Source organism: Sphingopyxis sp. UBA6723, assembly GCF_002454115.1.
Taxonomy (GTDB): Bacteria; Pseudomonadota; Alphaproteobacteria; order Sphingomonadales; family Sphingomonadaceae; genus Sphingopyxis.
In genome coordinates this window covers 159,731-179,145 of sequence record NZ_DKIH01000009.1, presented here as the reverse complement: position 1 = coordinate 179,145, position 19,415 = coordinate 159,731, and the positions used below count along the sequence as shown (strand labels likewise).

Sequence of the window (19,415 nt, the reverse complement as noted above, 5' to 3'; positions counted from 1 at the left end):
CAACTCAGATGTTCGATCTCACCGGCATGACGGCCCTTGTTACCGGCGCCTCGGGCGGTATCGGCTCCGCGATTGCGCAGGCGCTGGCGGGGCAGGGGGCGCGGCTGGCGGTTTCGGGGTCCAATGCCGATAAGCTGAATGCCTTTCGCGACGCGCTGGGCGGCGATCATGTCGCGTTGCCTTGCAATCTGGGCGATGCGGCGGCGGTCGATGCGCTCGTCCCGGCGGCGGTCGAAGCACTCGGCAAGCTCGATATTCTGGTCAACAACGCCGGGGTGACGCGCGATAACCTCATCATGCGGATGAAGGACGAGGAGTGGATGGATGTCATCCGCATCAATCTGGAGGCCAATTTCCGCCTCGCCCGGGCTGCCGCCAAGCCGATGATGAAGGCGAGGTTCGGGCGCATCATTTCGATCACCAGCGTCGTCGGCGCCACCGGCAATCCCGGGCAGGCCAATTATGCGGCGTCGAAGGCGGGGGTCACCGGCATGACCAAGGCGCTGGCGCAGGAACTGGCGAGCCGCGGGGTGACCGCGAACTGCGTCGCACCGGGGTTTATCGCGACCGCAATGACCGACGACCTCCCCGACGCGCAGAAAGAAGCGCTCAACCAACGCATTCCGGCGGGACGGATGGGCGAGGGGGGCGATATCGCCGCGGCGGTCGTCTATCTGGCGTCGAAGGAGGCCGGTTATGTCACCGGTCAGACGTTGCATGTGAACGGCGGCATGGCCATGCTGTCCTGATGGATCGCGCGGTCACAGTGAAGGGAATATCGGGATGATGAAGGGTTTGATCGCGAGCGCCGCGCTGGCGATGGTGGCGCTGCCCGCTGGGGCCGCGGCGCAGGAAGGCGAGAAGTTCGATTGCGCCGTGTCGGCGGTTGCCGCGGACGCCAAAGCGTCCATCGGTGCAGCGATGGCGGGCGGAGGCGACGACGCCTTACGCGAAGCGCTGTTCAAGCAGCTGGCGACGATAACCGAGGACTGCGTTACAAAGCATGGCATCGCCGAAGCGCAGAAGTCCGACTATCTGGAATACAGCCTTGCGCGCATTTCGCGCGAATGGCTGATTGGTGACATCGCCAAGTTCAATCTCTCGTCGGCAATCGTCGACAAGGCGCTCGATTTTGGACCTGCGGGCGCCAACCCCGATTTATCGAGCGATATGTCCGAAGATCAGATCATGAAGATCGTCCAAGCCTATATCGCCAGCGGCGTCGATATCGAGAAAGTCGATAGTACGGCGTGGGAAAAGGTCGGTGCCTATGCCGCGGCGACCTCGATTTACTGGAACAAGCGCAAGCAATTGCCGTTTTAAGAATCGGTTGGGAAGATAGCTCCCGCCGCTCTCGTCATTGCGAGCGGAGCGAAGCAATTCAGGGCGGCTTATGCCTATTCTGGATTGCCGCGTCGCTTCGCTCCTCGCAATGACGAGGCGATTTTAGGTTTGGTGCTCAGAAACTCGCGCGCGCGGTGATCCGGATGTCGCGGCCGACCAGCGGGACAAAGTCCTTTGTAAAGCTGGCGTGGCGCCGCGCTTCGACGTCGAAGATATTGTTCGCCGCCAGCGACAGCGTCAGGTTCTTCGTGTCGGGCAGCGGCCGCCAACTGATCGACGCGTTCACCAAGGTAAAGCCCTTGGTGGCAGTTTCAAACGGCGCGATGCGGGTCTGGTCGTCGGTCCATTCGACCTCGGCGCGGGCATCGATGCGTTCGCCCTGTGCTTCAAGCCCACCCAGCACCCGCATCGCTGGGATGCGGGGAACATTGTCGCCGCCCTTGATTTTGGCGCGCGTCATGTCGGCAACGACGTCGCCGACGATATTGAAGCCGCCGATCTGAGCCAGTCGGGCGCTCGCCTCGGCCTCAAAGCCCCACACACGGGCGTCGCGTTGGAAATACTGGAAGACGGGCAAGTCATCCTCTTCTTCACCGGTTTCTTCGGAATAGATGAAATTGTCGAACCAGTTGGAATAGCCGGTGAGGCTCAAGCTAAAGGCGTCGGTCTTGACCCTGAACGAGGCTTCGGCGCCCCGGCTGGCTTCGCGTTTCAAATCGACATTGCCGACTTCGAACGATTGCGTCGCGATGTGCGGGCCGTTCGAAAACAGTTCTTCGGCCGACGGCGCGCGGACGGCGCGGGCGACCGACAGGCCGATCTTCGCGCTCTCCCCGATCTCGTAATTGGCGCCAAGCGCGCCCGAGAAAGAGTTGAAATTGCGCGAGATGCCCAGCGTGGGGGCGCGGACATCGGTCTTTTCGTACCGCGCGGCGGCTTCGATACCAAGCGACCCCAGCGTCCATTCCTGCAAGGTGAACAGCGCAAACTGGTCGGTCAGGTTGCGCGGCACAAAGGCTTCGGCACCGATCGCGTTAAAATCGCGGTGGCTGTACTGGATGCCGCTGGCACCGCGCCAGCCCCCACGGTCGTTCTGCGCCAGTTCAAGCCGGCCTTCGATACCCTGGTTGGTAAAGACGGTCCCGACCTCGTCGCCTTCGAATTCGGTATGTTCGTAATCGGCGAACCCGGCCCGGATGCGCAGCTTGTCGAAAAAGCCGTCACCCAATTCGACTTCGCCGCGAAGGTCGGCGCGCCATTGCTTCAGCCCGATGGTGACGGGCGCTTCGCCCTCTTCTTCGCCTTCTTCACCTTCCTCCTCACCTTCTTCGTGATGATGTTCGGTGCCGGGGCGGCTGGGAACGCCGTAATTGCTGTCATAATAGCTGACGGAAATGCCAAGCTGGCCGCCGTCGTTGATCAAGGACAGGCCGCCAGCCGCGGTCCATGTCTCACTGGCGGTATTGGCAACTTTGCCGCGCGATCCCGCCTGTTCGGTCAGTTCGGCGGCTTCGCCGTCATTGCCTTCCTCGGTTTCTTCGGCGGCAAGGTCGAGCAGCTCGGCGCGAAGGCCAGGGGCATAGACAAAGCCACCCGATCGAACGTCGCCGGTCTTGCGCCAGCTGCCGTCGACATGCGCGACGATGTTGGGGGTTAGGGCGACGTCGAGCGATGCGCCGCCATTGCGATCGTTTGCGGCGGTGCCGTACCCGCCGATCGCGTCGATATGAATGTGATCGGTCGGCACCTTGCGCGGGATGCGGCGGTCGAACAGGTTGACCGCGCCGCCGATCGCCTGGCTGCCGAACAGCAGGACCGCGGGGCCGCGCAGAATTTCGATCCGCTCGACGGTCAGCGGGTCGATCGTCACCGCGTGGTCGGCCGAGGTGTTCGACACGTCGATCGATCCGATGCCGTCGGTCAGGACGCGGACGCGTTCGCCCGAAAAGCCGCGCAGCACGGGGCGCGAGGCGCCGGGGGTAAAGCTGGTGGCCGATACACCCGCCTGGCGGGTCAGCGTATCGCCGATCTGGCCGCGAATGTCGCGCGCCAGCTCGTCACCCTCAAGCACCGAGACATTGCCAAGAATATCGAGGCTGCGGACGTAAGGCGCGGTGACGATGATCGGATCGCCGGTGTGCAGGTCGTCGCCGCCATTCGACGTCGAACGATCTTGCGCTATCGCCGGGGTGGAGAGAATGGCGGCAAGCGTGAAACCGGCGGAGGAAAGCAGACGCATCGGAGAAAAATCCTGATCGTTGGAGAGGGAATATCGCGGGGTCAGTAATGTTATACTGTCACAAACGCAAGCATTGACCGTGCATTTTTTGGCTGTTTGTCGGCAGCACGGCGTCGTTGGTCGACAAAGTGCGATCTCACTGATGCCAAGCGATGCTGTCTTGCGGCCACCCCGGCACGCCCCTAAATCAACTGCATGACTATTGCTGCAAACAGCCTCGACCTGATCGGCAACACCCCGCTGGTGTTGCTGAAGGGGCCGAGCGAAGCCACCGGCTGCGAAATCTGGGGCAAGTGCGAATATGCCAACCCCGGAGGATCGGTGAAGGATCGCGCCGCGCTTTACATCGTGCGCGATGCAGAGGCGAACGGCACCCTGCGCCCCGGCGGCACGATCGTCGAGGGGACGGCGGGCAACACTGGCATCGGGCTGGCGCTGGTCGGCAACGCGCTGGGCTATCGGACGATCATCGTCATGCCTGACAACCAAAGCGCCGAGAAAATGGCGACGATCCGCGCGCTGGGGGCCGAGCTGGTGCTGGTGCCGCCGGCGCCCTTCGCCAACCCCGGCCATTTCGTCCACACCTCGCGCCGCATCGCCGAGGAAACCGACAATGCGGTCTGGGCCAACCAGTTCGACAATATCGCCAACCGCAAATCGCATGTGATGGGCACCGCCGAGGAAATCTGGGAGCAGATGGACGGGCGGATTGACGGCTTTACCTGCGCTGCGGGGACTGGCGGCACAATCGCCGGGACCGGGCTGGGGCTGAAAGCGCATAATCCCGACATCGTCATTGCGCTGACCGATCCGCACGGCGCCGGGCTGTATAATTATTACCAATGCGGCGAATTGAAAGCCGAAGGCAGCAGCGTCGCCGAGGGGATCGGCCAGAACCGCATCACCGCCAACCTCGACGGCGCGCCGATCGACACCCAGTTCCGCATTTCGGATGCCGAAGGCTTGCAGGTGGTGCGTCAGCTGCTCGACGAGGAGGGGCTGTGCCTGGGTCTGTCGTCGGGGATCAACGTCGCGGGCGCCATGGCGCTGGCGCGGCAATTGGGACCGGGCAAGCGCATCGCAACCATCCTGTGCGACAGCGGGTTTCGGTATCTGTCGACACTCTACAATCCCGAATGGTTGGCGAGCAAAGGCCTGGCGGAGACGCGCGAGGGAGTTGTGGCATGACCGACATGCGGATCGACAAGAATGCGCCGCCCAAGGTGGTGGTGCCGACGCCGGTCAACGACACGATGCGCCGGTTGCAGATCGGCATCGCCGGGGTGCTGACGGTGCTGCTACTTGTCGGCATGGCGGGGCTGATCGGCGACCGCGCGCGTGAAAATGTCGAGAGCGACGCAGCGACTGCTACTGAGGTCAAGATGCCCGGTGACGAAGCCAAGACGGGCGGCGCCCCGCTCGAAGAGCTGGGGGTGCAGCCGGTTTCCCCCTCGTCGAAAGATGAAAATGCCGAGACACCGGTGAAGGTGCCGCAGGCGGCGCCCTCGGCCGCGACCGTTCCCGACCTTGAGCCCGACCCTGAATTGCAGCGCGCGCGCAAATCGGCACCGTGACGATATTGTCGCGGCGCCCGGTGGTGCGCGCTGTTTCGATTGCAGTCTTGACATTGCTGCTGGCGTGGATCGGCGGCGGGCAAGCATGGCTCGGCCGGATCGATCCCGCCCTGGCAGCGCCCATTATCGCGCTGCCGATGCTGCTTCTGGCGCTCTGGCATCGCGGTGAGGGGGCTGCGCTGCGATGGCGCACGGTGATTGCTGTGCTGGTGTGTCTGGCGGTGGCCCAAGCGCTGATTGGGGTCGTGCTCGCAGGATCCATGGCGAGCTTTCAATTGGGACTTACGTTGCTGACCGGCGCGGCGGCCGCTTATGTCGCCGACCGGTTGGTGCAATGGCGTCCGCGAAGGACGTTCCTCGCTTGGCTTGCCGCGCTCGCGCTCGTGATCGGCTGGTTTGCGGCAAGTCATATGCTGCTCGCATCGCTGTATCGGCCCGCGACGGCATCGGCTGGGGCTCCGGCGACGACGATGCTGACCGGCCTGCCGTTGCGCTGGTCGGGCAGTGGCGACATCGCCGCGATCATTGCCGATAAGGCAGGCGATGATCCGGCTTTGGTCCGGCTGGAGGCGATGGGGCAGGTGTCTCTGGTCGATAGTTTGATCGATGCGGTGCCGCCGCCGGGCGGCGCGCTGTTGATCGCGCACCCGCGCGCGCTGGCGCCACAGGAACTGGTGGCGATCGACGCCTTTGTCCGCGGTGGCGGCAAGGCGGTGGTGCTGGCCGATGCGCTGTCGGGCTGGCCTGCGCCGCATCCGCTCGGCGATCCGCGCAATCCCCCGGTCACCAGCCTGCTCACCCCGCTGCTCGACCATTGGGGGGTAAGGCTTGGCGCTGCACCAACCGACGACATGGATGTGTCGGCGGTCGATGTCGACGGTGTGCGGCTGCGCCTGTCGAGCGCTGGGGCATTCGAGCGTCTGCCGCCGACATGTCGCAGCTTCGCCGATCGCCGCGTTGCGCAATGCCGGATCGGTGCGGGCGAGGCGTGGCTGGTGGGTGATGCCGACCTGCTGTTTGCCCCGCTCTGGTCGCCGCTGGTACCCGGCGCCGACCATCTGCGGCAGGCCGATACGATCGAATGGCTGTCCGCACGGTTGTGGCCGGGCGCCGGAGTCGCGGTGTTGCAACCGCTTTGGATCCGCTCTCGCGCCGATTAAGGCGCCCTTTTCCACCCCATTTTGCCCCGTTGAAGCTGCGCCTTGCCGCTGTGTCGGTCTCTATAGATCCTGTTTGGGCGCCTATTTGCGCCTTTTGCGACGAATAGGGGGTAGATTCCCTATTATTCCCTAAATTTCCCCTTTTCACCCTACTCTATACTTGATAGGCAGAGATCGGAGAGGGGCAATCTCCGCCGAGACCGAACCAACTGGAATCATGCGATTCTGGGGCCAGGGAAGTATTGCCCGCAGGCGCATACGGGGGGGCAGAGCGATGGCGATTGTGACGCCCGGCCAATATGCGGGAACCAGCTTCGCCGCGATCGATGGCAAGGGACGCATCGCCGTCCCCTCTCAGTTCCGCAACAATGTGCCCCTTACTGCGGACGGCCAGCGCGTACTTTGGGTTGGCTTCCACGAAAAGCTGCCCTGCCTCGTTGCCTATGGCCACGATCAATATGATCGCCTGAACGGCGAGATCGAGCGCGACCGCGACACCGCGCGCTCGCGCAATCTCGATTTTGACGAGGATTTCGAATTCAAGAAGCGGTTCAGCTACACCGACGCCTATGCGCTCGACGACAGCGGCCGCTTCCTGCCCGGCTTCACCCATCGCGACCGCGTTGGCGACAGTGGCGCGACCGCCTTTGTCGGGTCGGGCCGCCGCTTTGAAATCTGGTGGCTGCCGACGCTCGCCGAATGCGCCGACGCCGATCCGGTGTTGCAGCGGCTCGCTGCGGCATGGGATGCGACCAAAGGGAAGGGGCGCAAATGAGCGATCTTTCCCGCGATCCCCGCCACGATCCCGTTCTCCGCGACGAAGTGATCGCTGCGCTCGCCATCGCCCCGGGTGAGCGCCATGTCGATGCGACCTTTGGCGCCGGTGGCTACACCCGCGCGATGCTCGCGGCGGGCGCCGATGTCGTCGCCTGCGACCGCGATCCCGATGCAATTGCCGACGGACAGGTGCTGGTCGAGGAATCCGATGGCAAGCTGACGCTGATCCACGGCCGGTTCGGCGAAATCGACCGGCTCTTGGCCGAGCGCGGGATCGATGCCGTCGATGGCATCACCTTCGATATCGGCGTGTCGTCGATGCAACTCGACCAGGGCGAGCGCGGCTTTTCGTTTCAGAAGGACGGCCCGCTCGACATGCGCATGGCGCAGGACGGCGAAACCGCCGCCGAGTGGCTGAACCGCGCCGACGAGACCGAGATCGCCGATGTGCTGTTTCATTATGGCGATGAGCGTCAGTCGCGCCGCGTTGCCCGCGCCATCGTTGCTGCGCGTCCGCTCAGCCGTACCGCCGAGCTGGCGACAGTGATCCGCAAGGCGCTGCGCCATCCGCCCGGAGCGCCCAAGGATCCCTCGACCAAGAGCTTTCAGGCGATCCGCATCCACATCAATGCCGAACTCGACGAGTTGGTCGCCGGCTTGGCCGCTGCGGAGCGCATCCTGCGTCCCGGCGGCCGGTTGGCGGTGGTCAGCTTTCACAGCACCGAAGACCGGATCGTGAAGAATTTTCTGCGCGAACGGAGCGGCAGCGATGCCGCCGGTTCGCGCCACCGGCCCGCGCCGATCCCTCTGGCGCGGCCCGCAACTTTCGAGCCCCCGGCCCGCAAGGTGCGGCCGAGCAAGGCCGAGGAGGCGCGCAACCCGCGCGCCCGATCAGCCACGCTGCGCAGCGCGGTGCGGACGGCAGCGCCGGCCTGGCCGGGGCAATCCACGATGAAGGAGGCGATCTCATGCTGATGGCGGCGCGCAAACTTCAGGGCATCGGGCTGGTCCTGCTCGTGCTCATATGTGCGATGATGCTCTACCCCGTGTCGCTGAAGGTTGCGGCGACGCGCAGCGAACTGACACGCATCGAAAAAGAGATCGAGCGCAGCCGCGACAATATCCGCTACCTCGAGTCCGAACTCGCGGTGCGCGCTTCGATGCGTCAGCTTGAGCAGTGGAACGTCGACACGTTCGGCTATTCGGCCCCCGCCGCCGATCAGTATCTTGCCAACGAGCGTCAGCTCGCCTCGCTTGATGGTCTGCCGCGCGCGCGCGGCGCGAATGAGGTCGCGCCGGTGCTGATGGCGATGGTATCGCCGGTCGCCGTTCCCGCAGTGCCTAAGGAAAGCCCGGTTGCTGCGAAACCCGCGGCCGCTAAGCCGGTCGTGCTGGCGCAGGCCGAAACCGGAATTCGCAGCGACGCCGCGCCGCGGATGACGCCGACCCGCCGCCGTGAACAGCTCAAGATGATCGAGGACCAGTTGCTCGCCGAATCGACGCTCGCCGATCTGAAGCGCGCCGCTGCCGCCGAAGCCGCGGGAGGGAAGTCCGGCCGATGAACACGCTGGTCGTCCGTCCGACCCGGGTGCGTACCGCTGGGGTGCGGCAGCAAATCTTGCTGACCGCGCAGCAGCGTCTGATGATCCTGATGCTGCTGTTCATGGCGGCATTTTTGCTCGTGTCGGTGCGGCTGCTCTATTTCGCATTATTCGATACCGGGTCGCGCAATGGGACGGCGTCGACGGCTTTCATTCCCGCGCGCGCCGACATCGTCGATCGCAACGGTGTCCCGCTGGCGCGGACGATCGACGGTTATGCGATCCGCGTCGTGCCGGCCAAGCTTTTGAACAATCGCCAATATCTGGCCGATGAGCTGCACAAGATTTTCCCCGACATGTCGCGCGCCGAATTGCTCGCCAAGATCAGCGGGCCCCGCCCGACCTATATCCGCCGCCGCGCGCTGCCCGATCAGGTCGCAGCGGTAAATGCGATCGGTGACGTCGGGTTCGATTTTCCGCGCGAAAAGGAACGGCTGTATCCGCAGCTCAGCCTCGCCGCGCATGTGCTGGGCTTCACCGACGCGGCGGGACGTGGTGTCACGGGCGCCGAGGGCGCATTCGACGGCCGCCTGATCGACAAGGCGACGCGCGGCGAGCCGCTGGCGCTGTCGATCGACGCGCGGGTGCAAGGCGTCCTCGAAAGCGAGCTGGGTTCGGCGGTCGCCAATCTCGAAGCGATCGGCGGCGCGGGGATCATCCTCGATGTCCACACCGGCGAAATCGCGGCGATGACGTCGCTGCCGACCTATAATCCGAACAAGCTGGTCCCCGAAAACATGGCGGCGCGGCGCAACGCGGTAACACATAATCTGTATGAGTTGGGCTCGACCTTCAAGCCGCTGACGGTGGCGGCAGCGATCGACGCCGGCACCGTCACCAGCATGGCACGCCGCTATGACGCAACGGCGCCGCTCGCGATCGCGGGTTTTCGCATCCGCGACAGCCATCCATCGAACCGCTGGCTCAACGTCCCCGAAACGCTGATCCACAGCTCGAACATCACGACCGCACGCATTTCCGACGAACTGGGTCGCGAAAATATGGAGGCGATGTTCCGCAAGCTCGATTTCGATACACGGCCAAAGATCGACCTGAAGGAACGCGCCTTTCCGCTGTGGCCGAAGGATTGGGGTCGACTGACGACGATGACCACCGGCTATGGCCATGGCATCGCGGTGACCCCGCTGCACCTTGCCAGCGCCTATGCCGCGCTGGTCAACGGCGGCATCTATCGTCCCGCGACGATCACCAAGCTCGGCGACCAAGCGCCGCCCAAGGGCCGCCGCGTGTTCAAGGCGGCAACCAGCGCGCGGATGCGCCAGTTGCTGCGCCTGATCGTATCCGACGGCACGGGCAAAAAGGCCGAAGCGCCCGGTTTTCGCGTCGGCGGCAAGACGGGCAGCGCCGAAAAGCCCGGCGCGGGCGGCTATCGCCGCAGCTCGGTCGTCGCGACCTTTGCCGCGGCGTTCCCGATGGACAATCCGCGCTATGTCGTGCTGGTGATGATCGACGAACCGAAGGGCAATGCTTATAGCTCGGGTCAGCGCACCGCAGGCTGGACCGCAGCGCCGGTGGTCAGCAAGGTCGTGATGCGTGCCGGGCCGATGCTCGGCGTATTCCCCGACGAAAGCCGCGACGTCGATGTCTCCGAACTCACCCCGCTGCTGTGGAGAAACGGGGACGGTGAATAATGCGCCTCTCCGCGCTGCTCGAACAATCACATGACGGGGTTCCCGATCCGGTCGTGACCGGGTTGGCGATCGACCATCGCAAAGTCGCGCCGGGGACCATATTCGGCGCCTTCATCGGCGAAAAATTCAACGGCGAGGACTTCATTCCGGCGGCGATCGAGGCCGGGGCGGTGGCGATCGTCGCGCGGCCCGAAGCGCCGGTCGATGGCGCGGTGCATGTTGCCGAAGCCAATCCGCGCCGCGCCTTTGCGCATGTTGCGGCGCGCTTCTTTCATCGTTTTCCGGCGACCTGCGTCGCGGTGACCGGCACCAACGGCAAGACCTCGACCGTCGAAATGACGCGCCAGCTGTGGCGGATGGCGGGGTTTCACGCGGCGTCGATCGGCACGCTGGGCATCACGACGTCGAACGACAGCGCCTCGACCGGGCTGACGACGCCCGATATCGTGACCTTCCTCAGCACTATGTCGGGGCTGGCAACCGAAGGCGTCAGCCATGCGGTGTTCGAGGCGTCCAGCCACGGCCTCGACCAATATCGCACCGAAGGATTGCCGGTGAAGGCCGCGGCGTTCACCAACCTCAGCCACGATCATCTCGACTATCATGGTACGATGGACGCCTATCTCGCGGCCAAGCTGCGGCTGTTCAGCGAAGTGGTCGAGCCGGATGGTACGGCGGTGGTTTGGAACGACGACGCCTATTCGGCCGCTGTGGCCGATGCGGTGCGCGCGCGCGGCATCCGGCTGATGACGGTCGGGGCGCGGGGCGACGACCTGCGGCTTGTTTCGCGCGAACCGACCCAGCTTGGCCAGACGCTTGTCATCACAGCGGGCGATGTGACCCACAAGGTCGACCTGCCCCTGATCGGCGCCTATCAGGTCGCCAATGCGCTGGTGTCGGCGGGCCTGGTCATCGCGACGGGCGGCGATGTGGCGCAAACGCTCGCCAATCTGGCGCGGCTCCAGCCGGTGCGCGGGCGGCTCGAACGTGCGGCGATCACCAAGGCCGGGGCGCCGGTCTATGTCGATTATGCGCATACCCCCGACGCCATCGAGGCGGCGCTCGACGCGCTGCGCCCCCATGCGACCGGGCGGCTGATCCTGGTGTTCGGCGCCGGCGGCGACCGCGATCAGGCGAAGCGACCGGAGATGGGAAAGGTCGCGGCGGCCAAGGCTGAGGTGCTGATCATCACCGACGATAATCCGCGCGGTGAGGATCCGTCGCTAATCCGCGCCGCGATTGCGGCGGGCGCGCCGAGCGCGCAAGTCATCGGCGACCGCCGCGCCGCGATCGCCGCTGCGATTGCCGAAGCGCGCGCCGACGACATCGTCTGCATCGCGGGCAAGGGGCATGAGCATGGGCAGATAGTCGGCTCCGGCGCCGACATGCGGGTCATTCCCTTCGACGACGTGGCCGTCGCGCGCGAGTGCGCGGCATGACCCCGCTGTGGACCGCGCGCGCCATCGCCGCCGCGACGGGCGGGGAAGCGAGCCATGATTTTACCGCGCATGGTGTCGCGTTCGATTCGCGCGAGGTGGCCACGGGTGACCTGTTCGTCGCGATGCGCGGCGAGGCGACCGACGGACACAAGTTTATCGACAAGGCGATTGCCGCCGGGGCGGCGGGGATCATCTGCGAGACCGCGATCGACCATCCGCATGTCCGCGTCGCCGACAGCGCCGTGGCGCTGAACGCGCTCGGCACCGCGTCGCGCGCGCGTAGCCATGGCCGGATCATCGGGGTGACCGGCTCGGCGGGTAAAACAGGAACCAAGGAAGCACTGTTCGCGGCGCTCGACCGCTTCCGCCCCGGCAAAGCGCACCGCTCAGTCAAAAGCTACAACAACCATGTCGGCGTCCCGCTCAGCCTGGCGCGCATGCCCTCGACCGCCGATTTCGGGGTGTTCGAGATGGGGATGAACCATGCGGGCGAGCTCGCCGAACTGACCCGCATGGTCCGTCCGCACGTCGCCATCGTGACGACCATCGCCCCGGCGCATATGGAGTTTTTCGGCAGCGAAGAGGCGATTGCCGAAGCGAAAGGCGAGATTTTTGAAGGACTCGAACCCGGCGGCACCGCGATCGTCCCCTTCGACAGCCCCCATTATGCCCGGCTCCGCGCCAAGGCCGAGCAGCACGCCGCCCATGTGATCAGCTTTGGGTTGGGTGCCGACGCCGATGTTCGCGCGGTCGACTGGCTGTCCGACGGCAAGGGCGGTTCGCTTGTGACCGCGCAGGTGCAGGATGCGCTGCTGTGCTTCACCATCGCGCAGGCCGGGGCGCACTGGGTGTCCAATTCGCTTGCCGTGCTGGCGGCGGTCAAGGCGGTCGGTGGCGACCTGCCCGCAGCGGGGCTGGCCTTTGCCGAAATGGCGGGGCTCGCCGGACGCGGCGCGCGTCACCGCCTACCGTTTGGCGACGGGCATATCCTGCTGATCGACGAAAGCTATAACGCCAACCCCGCCTCGATGGCGGCGACGATCGGCCAGCTCGGCAGCGAATCGGGCGAGCGCCGGATCGCGATTCTGGGCGCGATGAAGGAACTGGGGCCGGACAGCGAGGCCTATCACGCCGGTCTCGCGGCTCCGCTCGTCGCAGCCCGGGTGCAATTCGCCCTGCTCGTCGGCGACGAGATGGCGCCGCTGGCAAAGGCGCTTGAGGGGCAGATCGATTTCGCGCATGTGGCCGACCATTCGGCCGCCCGCGCGCGGCTGGGCGACTTGATCCGGCCCGAGGACACGGTGCTGATCAAAGGGTCGAACAGCGTCGGCCTGTCGCATCTGGTGGCGGCGCTGACCAACGGGGAATTTTGATGCTTTACTGGCTGGCGGAATGGCTGGGCTTTCCGGGGGTTCTCAACCTCATTCGCTATCTCAGCTTCCGCTCGGGCGCCGCGGTTGCGACGGCGCTGATCATCGGGCTGTGGATCGGGCCGCGCTTCATCCTGATGCTGCGGATGCGGCAAGGGAAGGGGCAGCCGATCCGCGAAGACGGGCCGCAAAGCCACCTCGCCAAAAAGGGTACGCCGACGATGGGCGGGCTGATGATCCTCATCTCGCTGATGATCTCCGCCCTGTTGTGGATGGACCTGTCGAACCGCTTTGTATGGGCGTGCATTTTTGTGACCGGAGGGTTCGCCGCCGTCGGCTTTCTCGACGATCTCGACAAGGTCACCAAGGCCAGCCACCGCGGGATTCCGGGGCGCGTCCGCCTGCTGATCGAGTTTCTGATCGCCGGGGTCGCGGTGTTCCTGATCGTGTCGCGTACCGGCACCGACCTCTATCTGCCCTTTTTCAGCGGCGTCGTGCTCGAACTCGGGCCGCTCTATTATGTCTTTGCGATGGTGCTGATCGTCGGCTTTGGCAATGCGGTGAACCTGACCGACGGGCTTGACGGGCTCGCCACCTTCCCGGTCATCATCGCCAGCCTGACCTTTCTCGTCATCGTCTATCTGACGGGCAATGTGAAATTCGCTGAATATTTGGGCATCCCGCATGTCGCGGGGGCGGGTGAGCTCGCCATCTTCGCCGCCGCGATCATCGGTGCTTGCCTTGCTTTTCTATGGTTCAATGCGCCGCCCGCTGCAGTGTTCATGGGCGATACCGGCAGCCTCGCGCTCGGCGGGGCGCTGGCGACGATTGCGGTCACGGCACAGCACGAGCTGGTGCTGGTGCTGGTCGGCGGGCTGTTCGTGGTCGAGGCGCTGTCCGTGATCATCCAGGTGTTCTGGTACAAGCGCACCGGCAAGCGGGTGTTCCGCATGGCGCCGATCCACCATCATTTTGAACAATTGGGCTGGCCCGAATCGACCGTCGTCATCCGTTTCTGGATCGTGTCGATCGTCCTCGCGCTCGCGGGGCTCGCGACCTTGAAACTGCGGTGATCACCTCGCGCGCCTTTGCCGGTCGCCGCTATGCGGTGCTGGGACTGGCGCGCTCGGGGCTGGCGACGGTCGAGGCGCTGGTCGCCAGCGGCGCCGGGGTCACCGCGTGGGATGACCGCGAAGAAGCCCGCGACGATGCGATGGCGCTGGGCGCCGACATCGGCAATCCGCTCGACATCGACCTGATCGGTTTTGCCGGGGTGGTCGTCTCGCCCGGTGTGCCGCTTAACCGTCACCCAATCGCAGCGCATGCGCGCGAGGCGCATGTGCCGGTGATCGGCGACGTCGAGCTGTTCGCCGAAGCGCGCGGCGACCTGCCGCCGCACAGAGTCGTCGGGATCACCGGCACCAATGGCAAGTCGACCGTCACCGCGCTGATCCACCATATGCTGGAAAGCGCGGGGGTGCCGTCGCTGATGGGCGGCAATATCGGCCTGCCGATCCTGTCGCGCGATCCGCTTCCCGACGGCGGGGTCTATGTCCTGGAACTGTCGAGCTACCAGATCGACCTGTCGCATAGTCTGGCGTGCGACGTCGCGGTGCTGACCAACCTGAGCCCCGATCATCTCGACCGCTATGACGGCTTTACCGGCTATGCCGCGTCGAAGGCACGCCTGTTCGGCTTGCAGCATCGCGATCAGGTCGCGATCGTTGCGGTTGATGACGATCCGTCGAAGATGATCGCGAGCCGGATCAACCATCGGCTGCACCGCGTGTCAGGCAAGGACATCGACCCGGTCGATCAGGCGCGCTGGCCAGCACTGCAAGGCCCGCACAATGCGCAGAACGCCGTCTGCGCGATCGCGGTGTGTCGCGTGCTGGGGCTTAACGACGAAGCGATCGAACGCGGTCTCGCGACATTCAAGTCGCTGCCGCACCGCATGGAATTGGTCGGCGAAGTCGCTGGCGTCCGCTGGTATAACGACAGCAAGGCGACCAACGCGGCTTCCGCTGCACCGGCGCTGGCGGCGTTTCCGCCGGCGCCGGACCAGCGTTTGCACTGGATTGCCGGGGGGCAGGCCAAGGGTGACGGGCTGGCAGCGTGTCGTCCCTGGTTTGGGCATGTGCGCCAAGCCTATCTGATTGGCCAGGCGATGGAGGGTTTCGCCGCCGAGATCGGCGATGCAATTCCGGTCGAACGGTCGGACGACATGGCGACGGCCGTCGCCCAAGCGGCGGCGGCAGCGCGACCAGGCGACATCGTCTTGCTTTCGCCCGCCTGCGCCTCGTTCGACCAGTTCAAGGATTATGAACAGCGCGGCGATGTTTTTCGCGGACTTGTGCAGGCGCTTGGGGCATGAGCGGGGGAATGGACAATATGGACGCCACGACCGAACGGCCGGTGATCGCGACGACGCGCCCCGCCAAGCGCCGCGGCCCGCGCCTCAGCCGCGCCGACCGCACCCCGCTGGGCCTGTGGTTCTGGGAAATCGACCGCGTCCTGCTGCTGCTCGTTTCGATGCTCGTTGCGATTGGGTTGGTTGCGGTCGCTGCGGCCTCGCCCGTTGCGGCACAGAAATTGTCCACCAGCACCGCCTCGCTTGATCCGCTTTATTATTTCTATCGCCAGCTGATGTGGGTGATCGTCGGGGTGCCGGTAATGCTGGCGGTGTCGATGCTGCCCAAGGCGCAGGCGCGGCGCTTTGCGATTTATGGCACGATCATCTTTCTGTTCCTGCTGTTCCTGGTGCCCCTGTTCGGCACCACAGTGAACGGCGCGCAGCGGTGGATCGGCAGCGGTATGTTCCGGCTGCAACCATCGGAATTTCTGAAGCCCTTCTTCGCGGTGTCGCTGGCGTGGATATTGTCGCTGCGGCTGCACGATCAGAGCCTGCCGGTGGTTCCGCTCAGCTTTGTGCTGACCGGGGTCATCGCGGTGTTGCTGATGGGCCAGCCCGATCTGGGCCAGACGGTCATCTTTGCCGCGACCTGGCTGGTGCTCGTGCTGGTCGCCGGGCTGTCGATGCGGATCATGGGGATGCTCGCGGCGACCGGTGTCGTCGGCATCATCCTCGCCTATTTCTTTTACCCCGTGGCGCAGCAGCGCATCAATATCTGGCTGTTCGCCGAGGGTGACAGCTTTCAGGTCGACAAGGCGCATGCGACGCTGACCGCGGGCGGGCTGATCGGCACCGGGCCGGGGGCGGGGCTGGCCAAATTTCAGCTGCCCGAAGCACACACCGACTATATCTTCTCGGTCATCGGTGAGGAATTCGGGATGATCGCGTGCATCGCGATCGCGATCCTCTATCTCGCGATCATCGTGCGCGTGCTGGTGCGCCTGCTCGACGAAGAGGATAGTTTCCTGATCCTCGCGGTCGCAGCGCTGATCGCGCAGTTTGGCGGGCAGGCGGTGATCAATATGGCGGTGAACACGCAGATCTTCCCGTCGAAGGGGATGACCTTGCCGTTCATCAGCTATGGCGGTTCGTCGTTCATCGCGCTGTCGATCGGCATGGGTTTGCTCTTGTCGCTGACCCGGCGAAACCCCTATGCGGCGCGGGTGTCGATGACCCGCAACTGGAACAAGAAATGACTGCAACCCGCCACTATCTGCTCGCCGCCGGTGGGACGGGGGGCCATATGCTGCCCGCCTATGCCCTCGCGGGCGAGCTGATTTCGCGCGGCCACCGCGTGGCGCTGGTCAGCGACGACCGTGGCCTGCGCATCCCCGGCGCACCGCACGAAATGGAGACGCATGTGCTGCCTGCGGGCCGGGTCTCGGGCGGGCCGGTCGGTTGGGTCAAGGCGGCGCTGGCGATCTTCAAGGGGCGCCGCATGGCGATCGACCTGATCCGCGACTTCGATCCCGCCGTCGTCGTCGGCTTTGGCGGCTATCCGTCGCTGCCCAGCCTGCTCGCCGCGGGCGCGACGAAACGGCCGCGCGTGCTGCACGAACAAAATGCCGTGCTCGGCCGGGTCAACCGGATGATGGCGCCGCGGGTCGATGCGGTCGCGGTCGCCTATCATAACATCCAGCGCTACCCGGCAGGGCACGAGTTGAAGAAGCATATCACCGGCAATCCGGTGCGCGACGAGATCATCGCGATCCGCGAGGAAGGTTTTCCGCCGCTGACCGAGGACGGCATTTTCCGCCTGCTCGTGGTCGGCGGCAGTCTGGGCGCGACGGTGCTCAGCGATGTCGTCCCCGCCGCGATCGCGATGCTGCCCCGCGCGCTACTCGACCGGTTGCAGGTGGTGCAGCAGTGCCGCGACGCCGATCTGGACGAAGTGCGCCGGAAATATGCCGACATGGGAGTTGCCGCCGAATGCGCGACCTATATCGCCGATTTCCCCGAGCGGCTGCGCTGGGCGCATCTGGTGATCGCGCGCGCCGGGGCGTCGACCGTGGCCGAGCTGGCCTGCGCCGGGCGGCCAGCGATCTTCGTGCCCTATCCGCACGCGATGGACAATCACCAGACCTATAATGTCGTGGATATGGTGCAGGCGGGCGGGGCGCGCTCGATCCCGCAGCCGCAATTCACCGCCAGCGAACTCGCCAAGCAGATCCAGCGCATGGCGCTCGAACCCGGCGCGCTGGAAAACGCCGCCGCGCGCGCCGCAAGCTGCGGCCTGCCCGACGCGACGCGCGACCTCGCCGACCTCGTCGAATCGCTCGCCGCGCCGCCGATGATGGACGTCATCCGCGTCGGGGCGCCGTCGGGCCAGCGTGCCGCCGCAACCGGCATGGCGTCGGCGCGCATGGGAGGCGAATGATGCGCGGCGTTGCGACCGACATCGGCCCCATCCACTTCATCGGCATCGGCGGCATCGGCATGTCCGGGATCGCCGAGGTGATGCACAATCTGGGCTATCAGGTGCAGGGCAGCGATATCGCCGATGGCTATGTCATTGAAGGCCTGCGCAAACGCGGGATCAAGGTCGCGATCGGCCATGATGCCGCGAACGTCGACGGCGTGGCAGTGGTCGTCACCTCGACCGCGGTCAAGCGTGGCAATCCGGAGGTCGAGGCCGCGCTCGCGCAGCGCATTCCGCTCGTCCGCCGCGCCGAAATGCTCGCCGAACTGATGCGGCTGAAATCGACCGTCGCCATTGCTGGCACCCACGGCAAGACGACGACGACCAGCCTGGTCGCGGCGTTGCTTGATGCGGGCGGGATCGATCCGACGGTGATCAACGGCGGTATCATCAACAATTATGGGTCGAACGCGCGGCTCGGTGCCAGCGACTGGATGGTGGTCGAGGCCGATGAGAGCGACGGCAGCTTCCTGCGCCTCGACGGCACGATCGCGGTCGTCACCAACATCGATCCCGAACATCTCGACCATTATGGCAGCTTCGACGCGATCAAGGACGCCTTCGTCGAGTTTATCGAGAACGTCCCGTTCTATGGCGCCGCGATGCTTTGCCTCGACCATCCCGAGGTGCAGGCGATCATCCCGCGCATCCGCGACCGGCGGATCGTGACCTATGGCTTCTCCGCCCAAGCCGACGTGCGCGGCACCAATGTGGTGCCCGGCCCCGACGGCAATCGCTTCGACGTCGTTGTGCGCGACCGCGACGGCAATAGCCGGACGATCGAGGGCATCCATCTGCCGATGTCGGGGCGCCACAATGTCCAGAACTCGCTCGCCGCGATTGCCGTGGCGCTGCACATGGGCGTGTCGGACGACAAGATCGTGTCGGGCTTCAACGGTTTCGCCGGGGTCAAGCGGCGTTTCACCAAGGTCGGCGAGATCGCGGTCGAGGGCGGGGTGGTTACGGTGATCGACGACTACGCCCACCACCCGGTCGAAATCCGCGCGGTGCTGTCGGCGGCGCGCGAAGGTGTCGGGGCAGGGCGCGTCGTCGGCGTCGTCCAGCCGCACCGCTTCACGCGCTTGCGCGACCATATGGACGATTTCCAGCAGGCGTTTAACGACGCCGATATCGTGCTGGCGCTGCCCGTCTATGCCGCGGGCGAGACGCCGATCGACGGCGTGTCGTCGGACGAGCTGGTCGCGGGGTTACGCGACCGCGGGCATCGGCAGGCGAGTGTTGTTGCGGACGCTGGGGCGTTGGCCTCAGCCATTGCGGCCAGCATTGAGGCGGGCGATCTGGGCGCGGGCGATATGGTCATTTGCCTTGGCGCGGGCGATATCACCAAGATGGCGGCGGGTCTGGCGAGCGCAGTGGAGGGGGCGGGATGAAAAACTTCTCCGTTCCCATCCCACCTCCGTTCGTGT

The 19,415-nt window shown here is 65.3% G+C and carries 17 protein-coding genes; 16 read left to right on the top strand and 1 reads right to left on the bottom strand.

Features of this window, described 5'->3' with window-relative positions:
- The first annotated feature begins 8 nt into the window (after positions 1-8).
- Together fabG and B4F07_RS06960 are read left to right on the top strand one after the other, a co-directional pair.
- The gene (gene fabG, locus B4F07_RS06965) at positions 9-749 is read left to right on the top strand and encodes a 3-oxoacyl-[acyl-carrier-protein] reductase (RefSeq protein ID WP_293703022.1); all 741 of its coding nucleotides are present in this window, start codon (positions 9-11) and stop codon (positions 747-749) included.
- 34 nt (positions 750-783) lie between these two features.
- Entirely contained in the window at positions 784-1,323 is a 540-nt protein-coding gene (locus tag B4F07_RS06960) for a hypothetical protein (RefSeq protein WP_293703025.1), read from the top strand.
- A 136-nt stretch (positions 1,324-1,459) separates the two neighbouring features.
- Here B4F07_RS06960 and B4F07_RS06955 read toward each other — a convergent pair whose 3' ends face one another.
- The gene (locus tag B4F07_RS06955) at positions 1,460-3,583 is read right to left on the bottom strand and encodes a TonB-dependent receptor (protein WP_293703028.1); all 2,124 of its coding nucleotides are present in this window, start codon (positions 3,581-3,583) and stop codon (positions 1,460-1,462) included.
- A 195-nt stretch (positions 3,584-3,778) separates the two neighbouring features.
- On the opposite strand from B4F07_RS06955, the gene B4F07_RS06950 reads away from it, so the two are divergent.
- The 14 genes from B4F07_RS06950 to murC all read left to right on the top strand — a co-directional run bounded on the left by B4F07_RS06950 (position 3,779) and on the right by murC (position 19,379).
- Positions 3,779-4,771 carry a cysteine synthase A gene (locus B4F07_RS06950; protein ID WP_293703031.1) on the top strand — a complete coding sequence of 331 codons (993 nt, stop codon included), beginning with the start codon at positions 3,779-3,781 and terminating at the stop codon, positions 4,769-4,771.
- Positions 4,768-5,157, top strand: a complete 390-nt coding sequence (locus B4F07_RS06945; protein ID WP_293703034.1) for a hypothetical protein — start codon at positions 4,768-4,770, stop codon at positions 5,155-5,157. The genes B4F07_RS06950 and B4F07_RS06945 overlap by 4 nt, the downstream gene beginning before the upstream one ends.
- On the top strand, positions 5,154-6,317 hold the full coding sequence (locus B4F07_RS06940) for a Gldg family protein (RefSeq protein WP_293703037.1): 1,164 nt from the start codon (positions 5,154-5,156) through the stop codon (positions 6,315-6,317). Before B4F07_RS06945 ends, B4F07_RS06940 begins: the two co-directional genes overlap by 4 nt.
- A 274-nt stretch (positions 6,318-6,591) precedes the next feature.
- Complete coding sequence (locus B4F07_RS06935) at positions 6,592-7,092, top strand: division/cell wall cluster transcriptional repressor MraZ (protein ID WP_293703039.1); 501 nt, start codon at positions 6,592-6,594, stop codon at positions 7,090-7,092.
- A complete protein-coding gene (gene rsmH / locus B4F07_RS06930; protein WP_293703042.1) occupies positions 7,089-8,069 on the top strand; it encodes a 16S rRNA (cytosine(1402)-N(4))-methyltransferase RsmH in 981 nt (326 codons plus the stop codon). Before B4F07_RS06935 ends, rsmH begins: the two co-directional genes overlap by 4 nt.
- Complete coding sequence (locus B4F07_RS06925) at positions 8,063-8,656, top strand: hypothetical protein (protein ID WP_293703045.1); 594 nt, start codon at positions 8,063-8,065, stop codon at positions 8,654-8,656. Before rsmH ends, B4F07_RS06925 begins: the two co-directional genes overlap by 7 nt.
- The gene (locus tag B4F07_RS06920) at positions 8,653-10,347 is read left to right on the top strand and encodes a peptidoglycan D,D-transpeptidase FtsI family protein (protein WP_293703048.1); all 1,695 of its coding nucleotides are present in this window, start codon (positions 8,653-8,655) and stop codon (positions 10,345-10,347) included. The genes B4F07_RS06925 and B4F07_RS06920 overlap by 4 nt, the downstream gene beginning before the upstream one ends.
- Entirely contained in the window at positions 10,347-11,786 is a 1,440-nt protein-coding gene (locus tag B4F07_RS06915; protein ID WP_293703051.1) for a UDP-N-acetylmuramoyl-L-alanyl-D-glutamate--2,6-diaminopimelate ligase, read from the top strand. The genes B4F07_RS06920 and B4F07_RS06915 overlap by 1 nt, the downstream gene beginning before the upstream one ends.
- The gene (locus B4F07_RS06910) at positions 11,783-13,159 is read left to right on the top strand and encodes a UDP-N-acetylmuramoyl-tripeptide--D-alanyl-D-alanine ligase (protein ID WP_293703054.1); all 1,377 of its coding nucleotides are present in this window, start codon (positions 11,783-11,785) and stop codon (positions 13,157-13,159) included. The genes B4F07_RS06915 and B4F07_RS06910 overlap by 4 nt, the downstream gene beginning before the upstream one ends.
- Positions 13,159-14,229, top strand: coding sequence for a phospho-N-acetylmuramoyl-pentapeptide-transferase (mraY, locus tag B4F07_RS06905; RefSeq protein ID WP_293703057.1), 1,071 nt, complete (start codon positions 13,159-13,161; stop codon positions 14,227-14,229). The genes B4F07_RS06910 and mraY overlap by 1 nt, the downstream gene beginning before the upstream one ends.
- Positions 14,226-15,530 (top strand): UDP-N-acetylmuramoyl-L-alanine--D-glutamate ligase, encoded by a 1,305-nt coding sequence (gene murD / locus B4F07_RS06900; protein ID WP_293703060.1) that lies wholly within the window; start codon positions 14,226-14,228, stop codon positions 15,528-15,530. The genes mraY and murD overlap by 4 nt, the downstream gene beginning before the upstream one ends.
- Positions 15,527-16,765: an FtsW/RodA/SpoVE family cell cycle protein gene (locus B4F07_RS06895; RefSeq protein WP_293703063.1), complete on the top strand. Its 1,239-nt coding sequence runs from the start codon at positions 15,527-15,529 to the stop codon at positions 16,763-16,765. The genes murD and B4F07_RS06895 overlap by 4 nt, the downstream gene beginning before the upstream one ends.
- Complete coding sequence (gene murG / locus B4F07_RS06890; RefSeq protein WP_293703066.1) at positions 16,762-17,946, top strand: undecaprenyldiphospho-muramoylpentapeptide beta-N-acetylglucosaminyltransferase; 1,185 nt, start codon at positions 16,762-16,764, stop codon at positions 17,944-17,946. Before B4F07_RS06895 ends, murG begins: the two co-directional genes overlap by 4 nt.
- Positions 17,946-19,379, top strand: coding sequence for a UDP-N-acetylmuramate--L-alanine ligase (murC, locus tag B4F07_RS06885; RefSeq protein WP_293704717.1), 1,434 nt, complete (start codon positions 17,946-17,948; stop codon positions 19,377-19,379). Before murG ends, murC begins: the two co-directional genes overlap by 1 nt.
- Positions 19,380-19,415 lie beyond the last annotated feature (36 nt).

What these genes read in the sequence shown, in the direction of transcription:
- fabG (WP_293703022.1), top strand. Translation starts at nt 9, where the DNA reads ATGTTCGATCTCACCGGCATGACGGCCCTTGTTACCGGCGCCTCGGGC.
- B4F07_RS06960 (WP_293703025.1), top strand. Translation starts at nt 784, where the DNA reads ATGATGAAGGGTTTGATCGCGAGCGCCGCGCTGGCGATGGTGGCGCTG.
- B4F07_RS06955 (WP_293703028.1), bottom strand. Translation starts at nt 3,583, where the DNA reads ATGCGTCTGCTTTCCTCCGCCGGTTTCACGCTTGCCGCCATTCTCTCC.
- B4F07_RS06950 (WP_293703031.1), top strand. Translation starts at nt 3,779, where the DNA reads ATGACTATTGCTGCAAACAGCCTCGACCTGATCGGCAACACCCCGCTG.
- B4F07_RS06945 (WP_293703034.1), top strand. Translation starts at nt 4,768, where the DNA reads ATGACCGACATGCGGATCGACAAGAATGCGCCGCCCAAGGTGGTGGTG.
- B4F07_RS06935 (WP_293703039.1), top strand. Translation starts at nt 6,592, where the DNA reads ATGGCGATTGTGACGCCCGGCCAATATGCGGGAACCAGCTTCGCCGCG.
- rsmH (WP_293703042.1), top strand. Translation starts at nt 7,089, where the DNA reads ATGAGCGATCTTTCCCGCGATCCCCGCCACGATCCCGTTCTCCGCGAC.
- B4F07_RS06925 (WP_293703045.1), top strand. Translation starts at nt 8,063, where the DNA reads ATGCTGATGGCGGCGCGCAAACTTCAGGGCATCGGGCTGGTCCTGCTC.
- B4F07_RS06920 (WP_293703048.1), top strand. Translation starts at nt 8,653, where the DNA reads ATGAACACGCTGGTCGTCCGTCCGACCCGGGTGCGTACCGCTGGGGTG.
- B4F07_RS06915 (WP_293703051.1), top strand. Translation starts at nt 10,347, where the DNA reads ATGCGCCTCTCCGCGCTGCTCGAACAATCACATGACGGGGTTCCCGAT.
- B4F07_RS06910 (WP_293703054.1), top strand. Translation starts at nt 11,783, where the DNA reads ATGACCCCGCTGTGGACCGCGCGCGCCATCGCCGCCGCGACGGGCGGG.
- mraY (WP_293703057.1), top strand. Translation starts at nt 13,159, where the DNA reads ATGCTTTACTGGCTGGCGGAATGGCTGGGCTTTCCGGGGGTTCTCAAC.
- B4F07_RS06895 (WP_293703063.1), top strand. Translation starts at nt 15,527, where the DNA reads ATGAGCGGGGGAATGGACAATATGGACGCCACGACCGAACGGCCGGTG.
- murG (WP_293703066.1), top strand. Translation starts at nt 16,762, where the DNA reads ATGACTGCAACCCGCCACTATCTGCTCGCCGCCGGTGGGACGGGGGGC.
- murC (WP_293704717.1), top strand. Translation starts at nt 17,946, where the DNA reads ATGCGCGGCGTTGCGACCGACATCGGCCCCATCCACTTCATCGGCATC.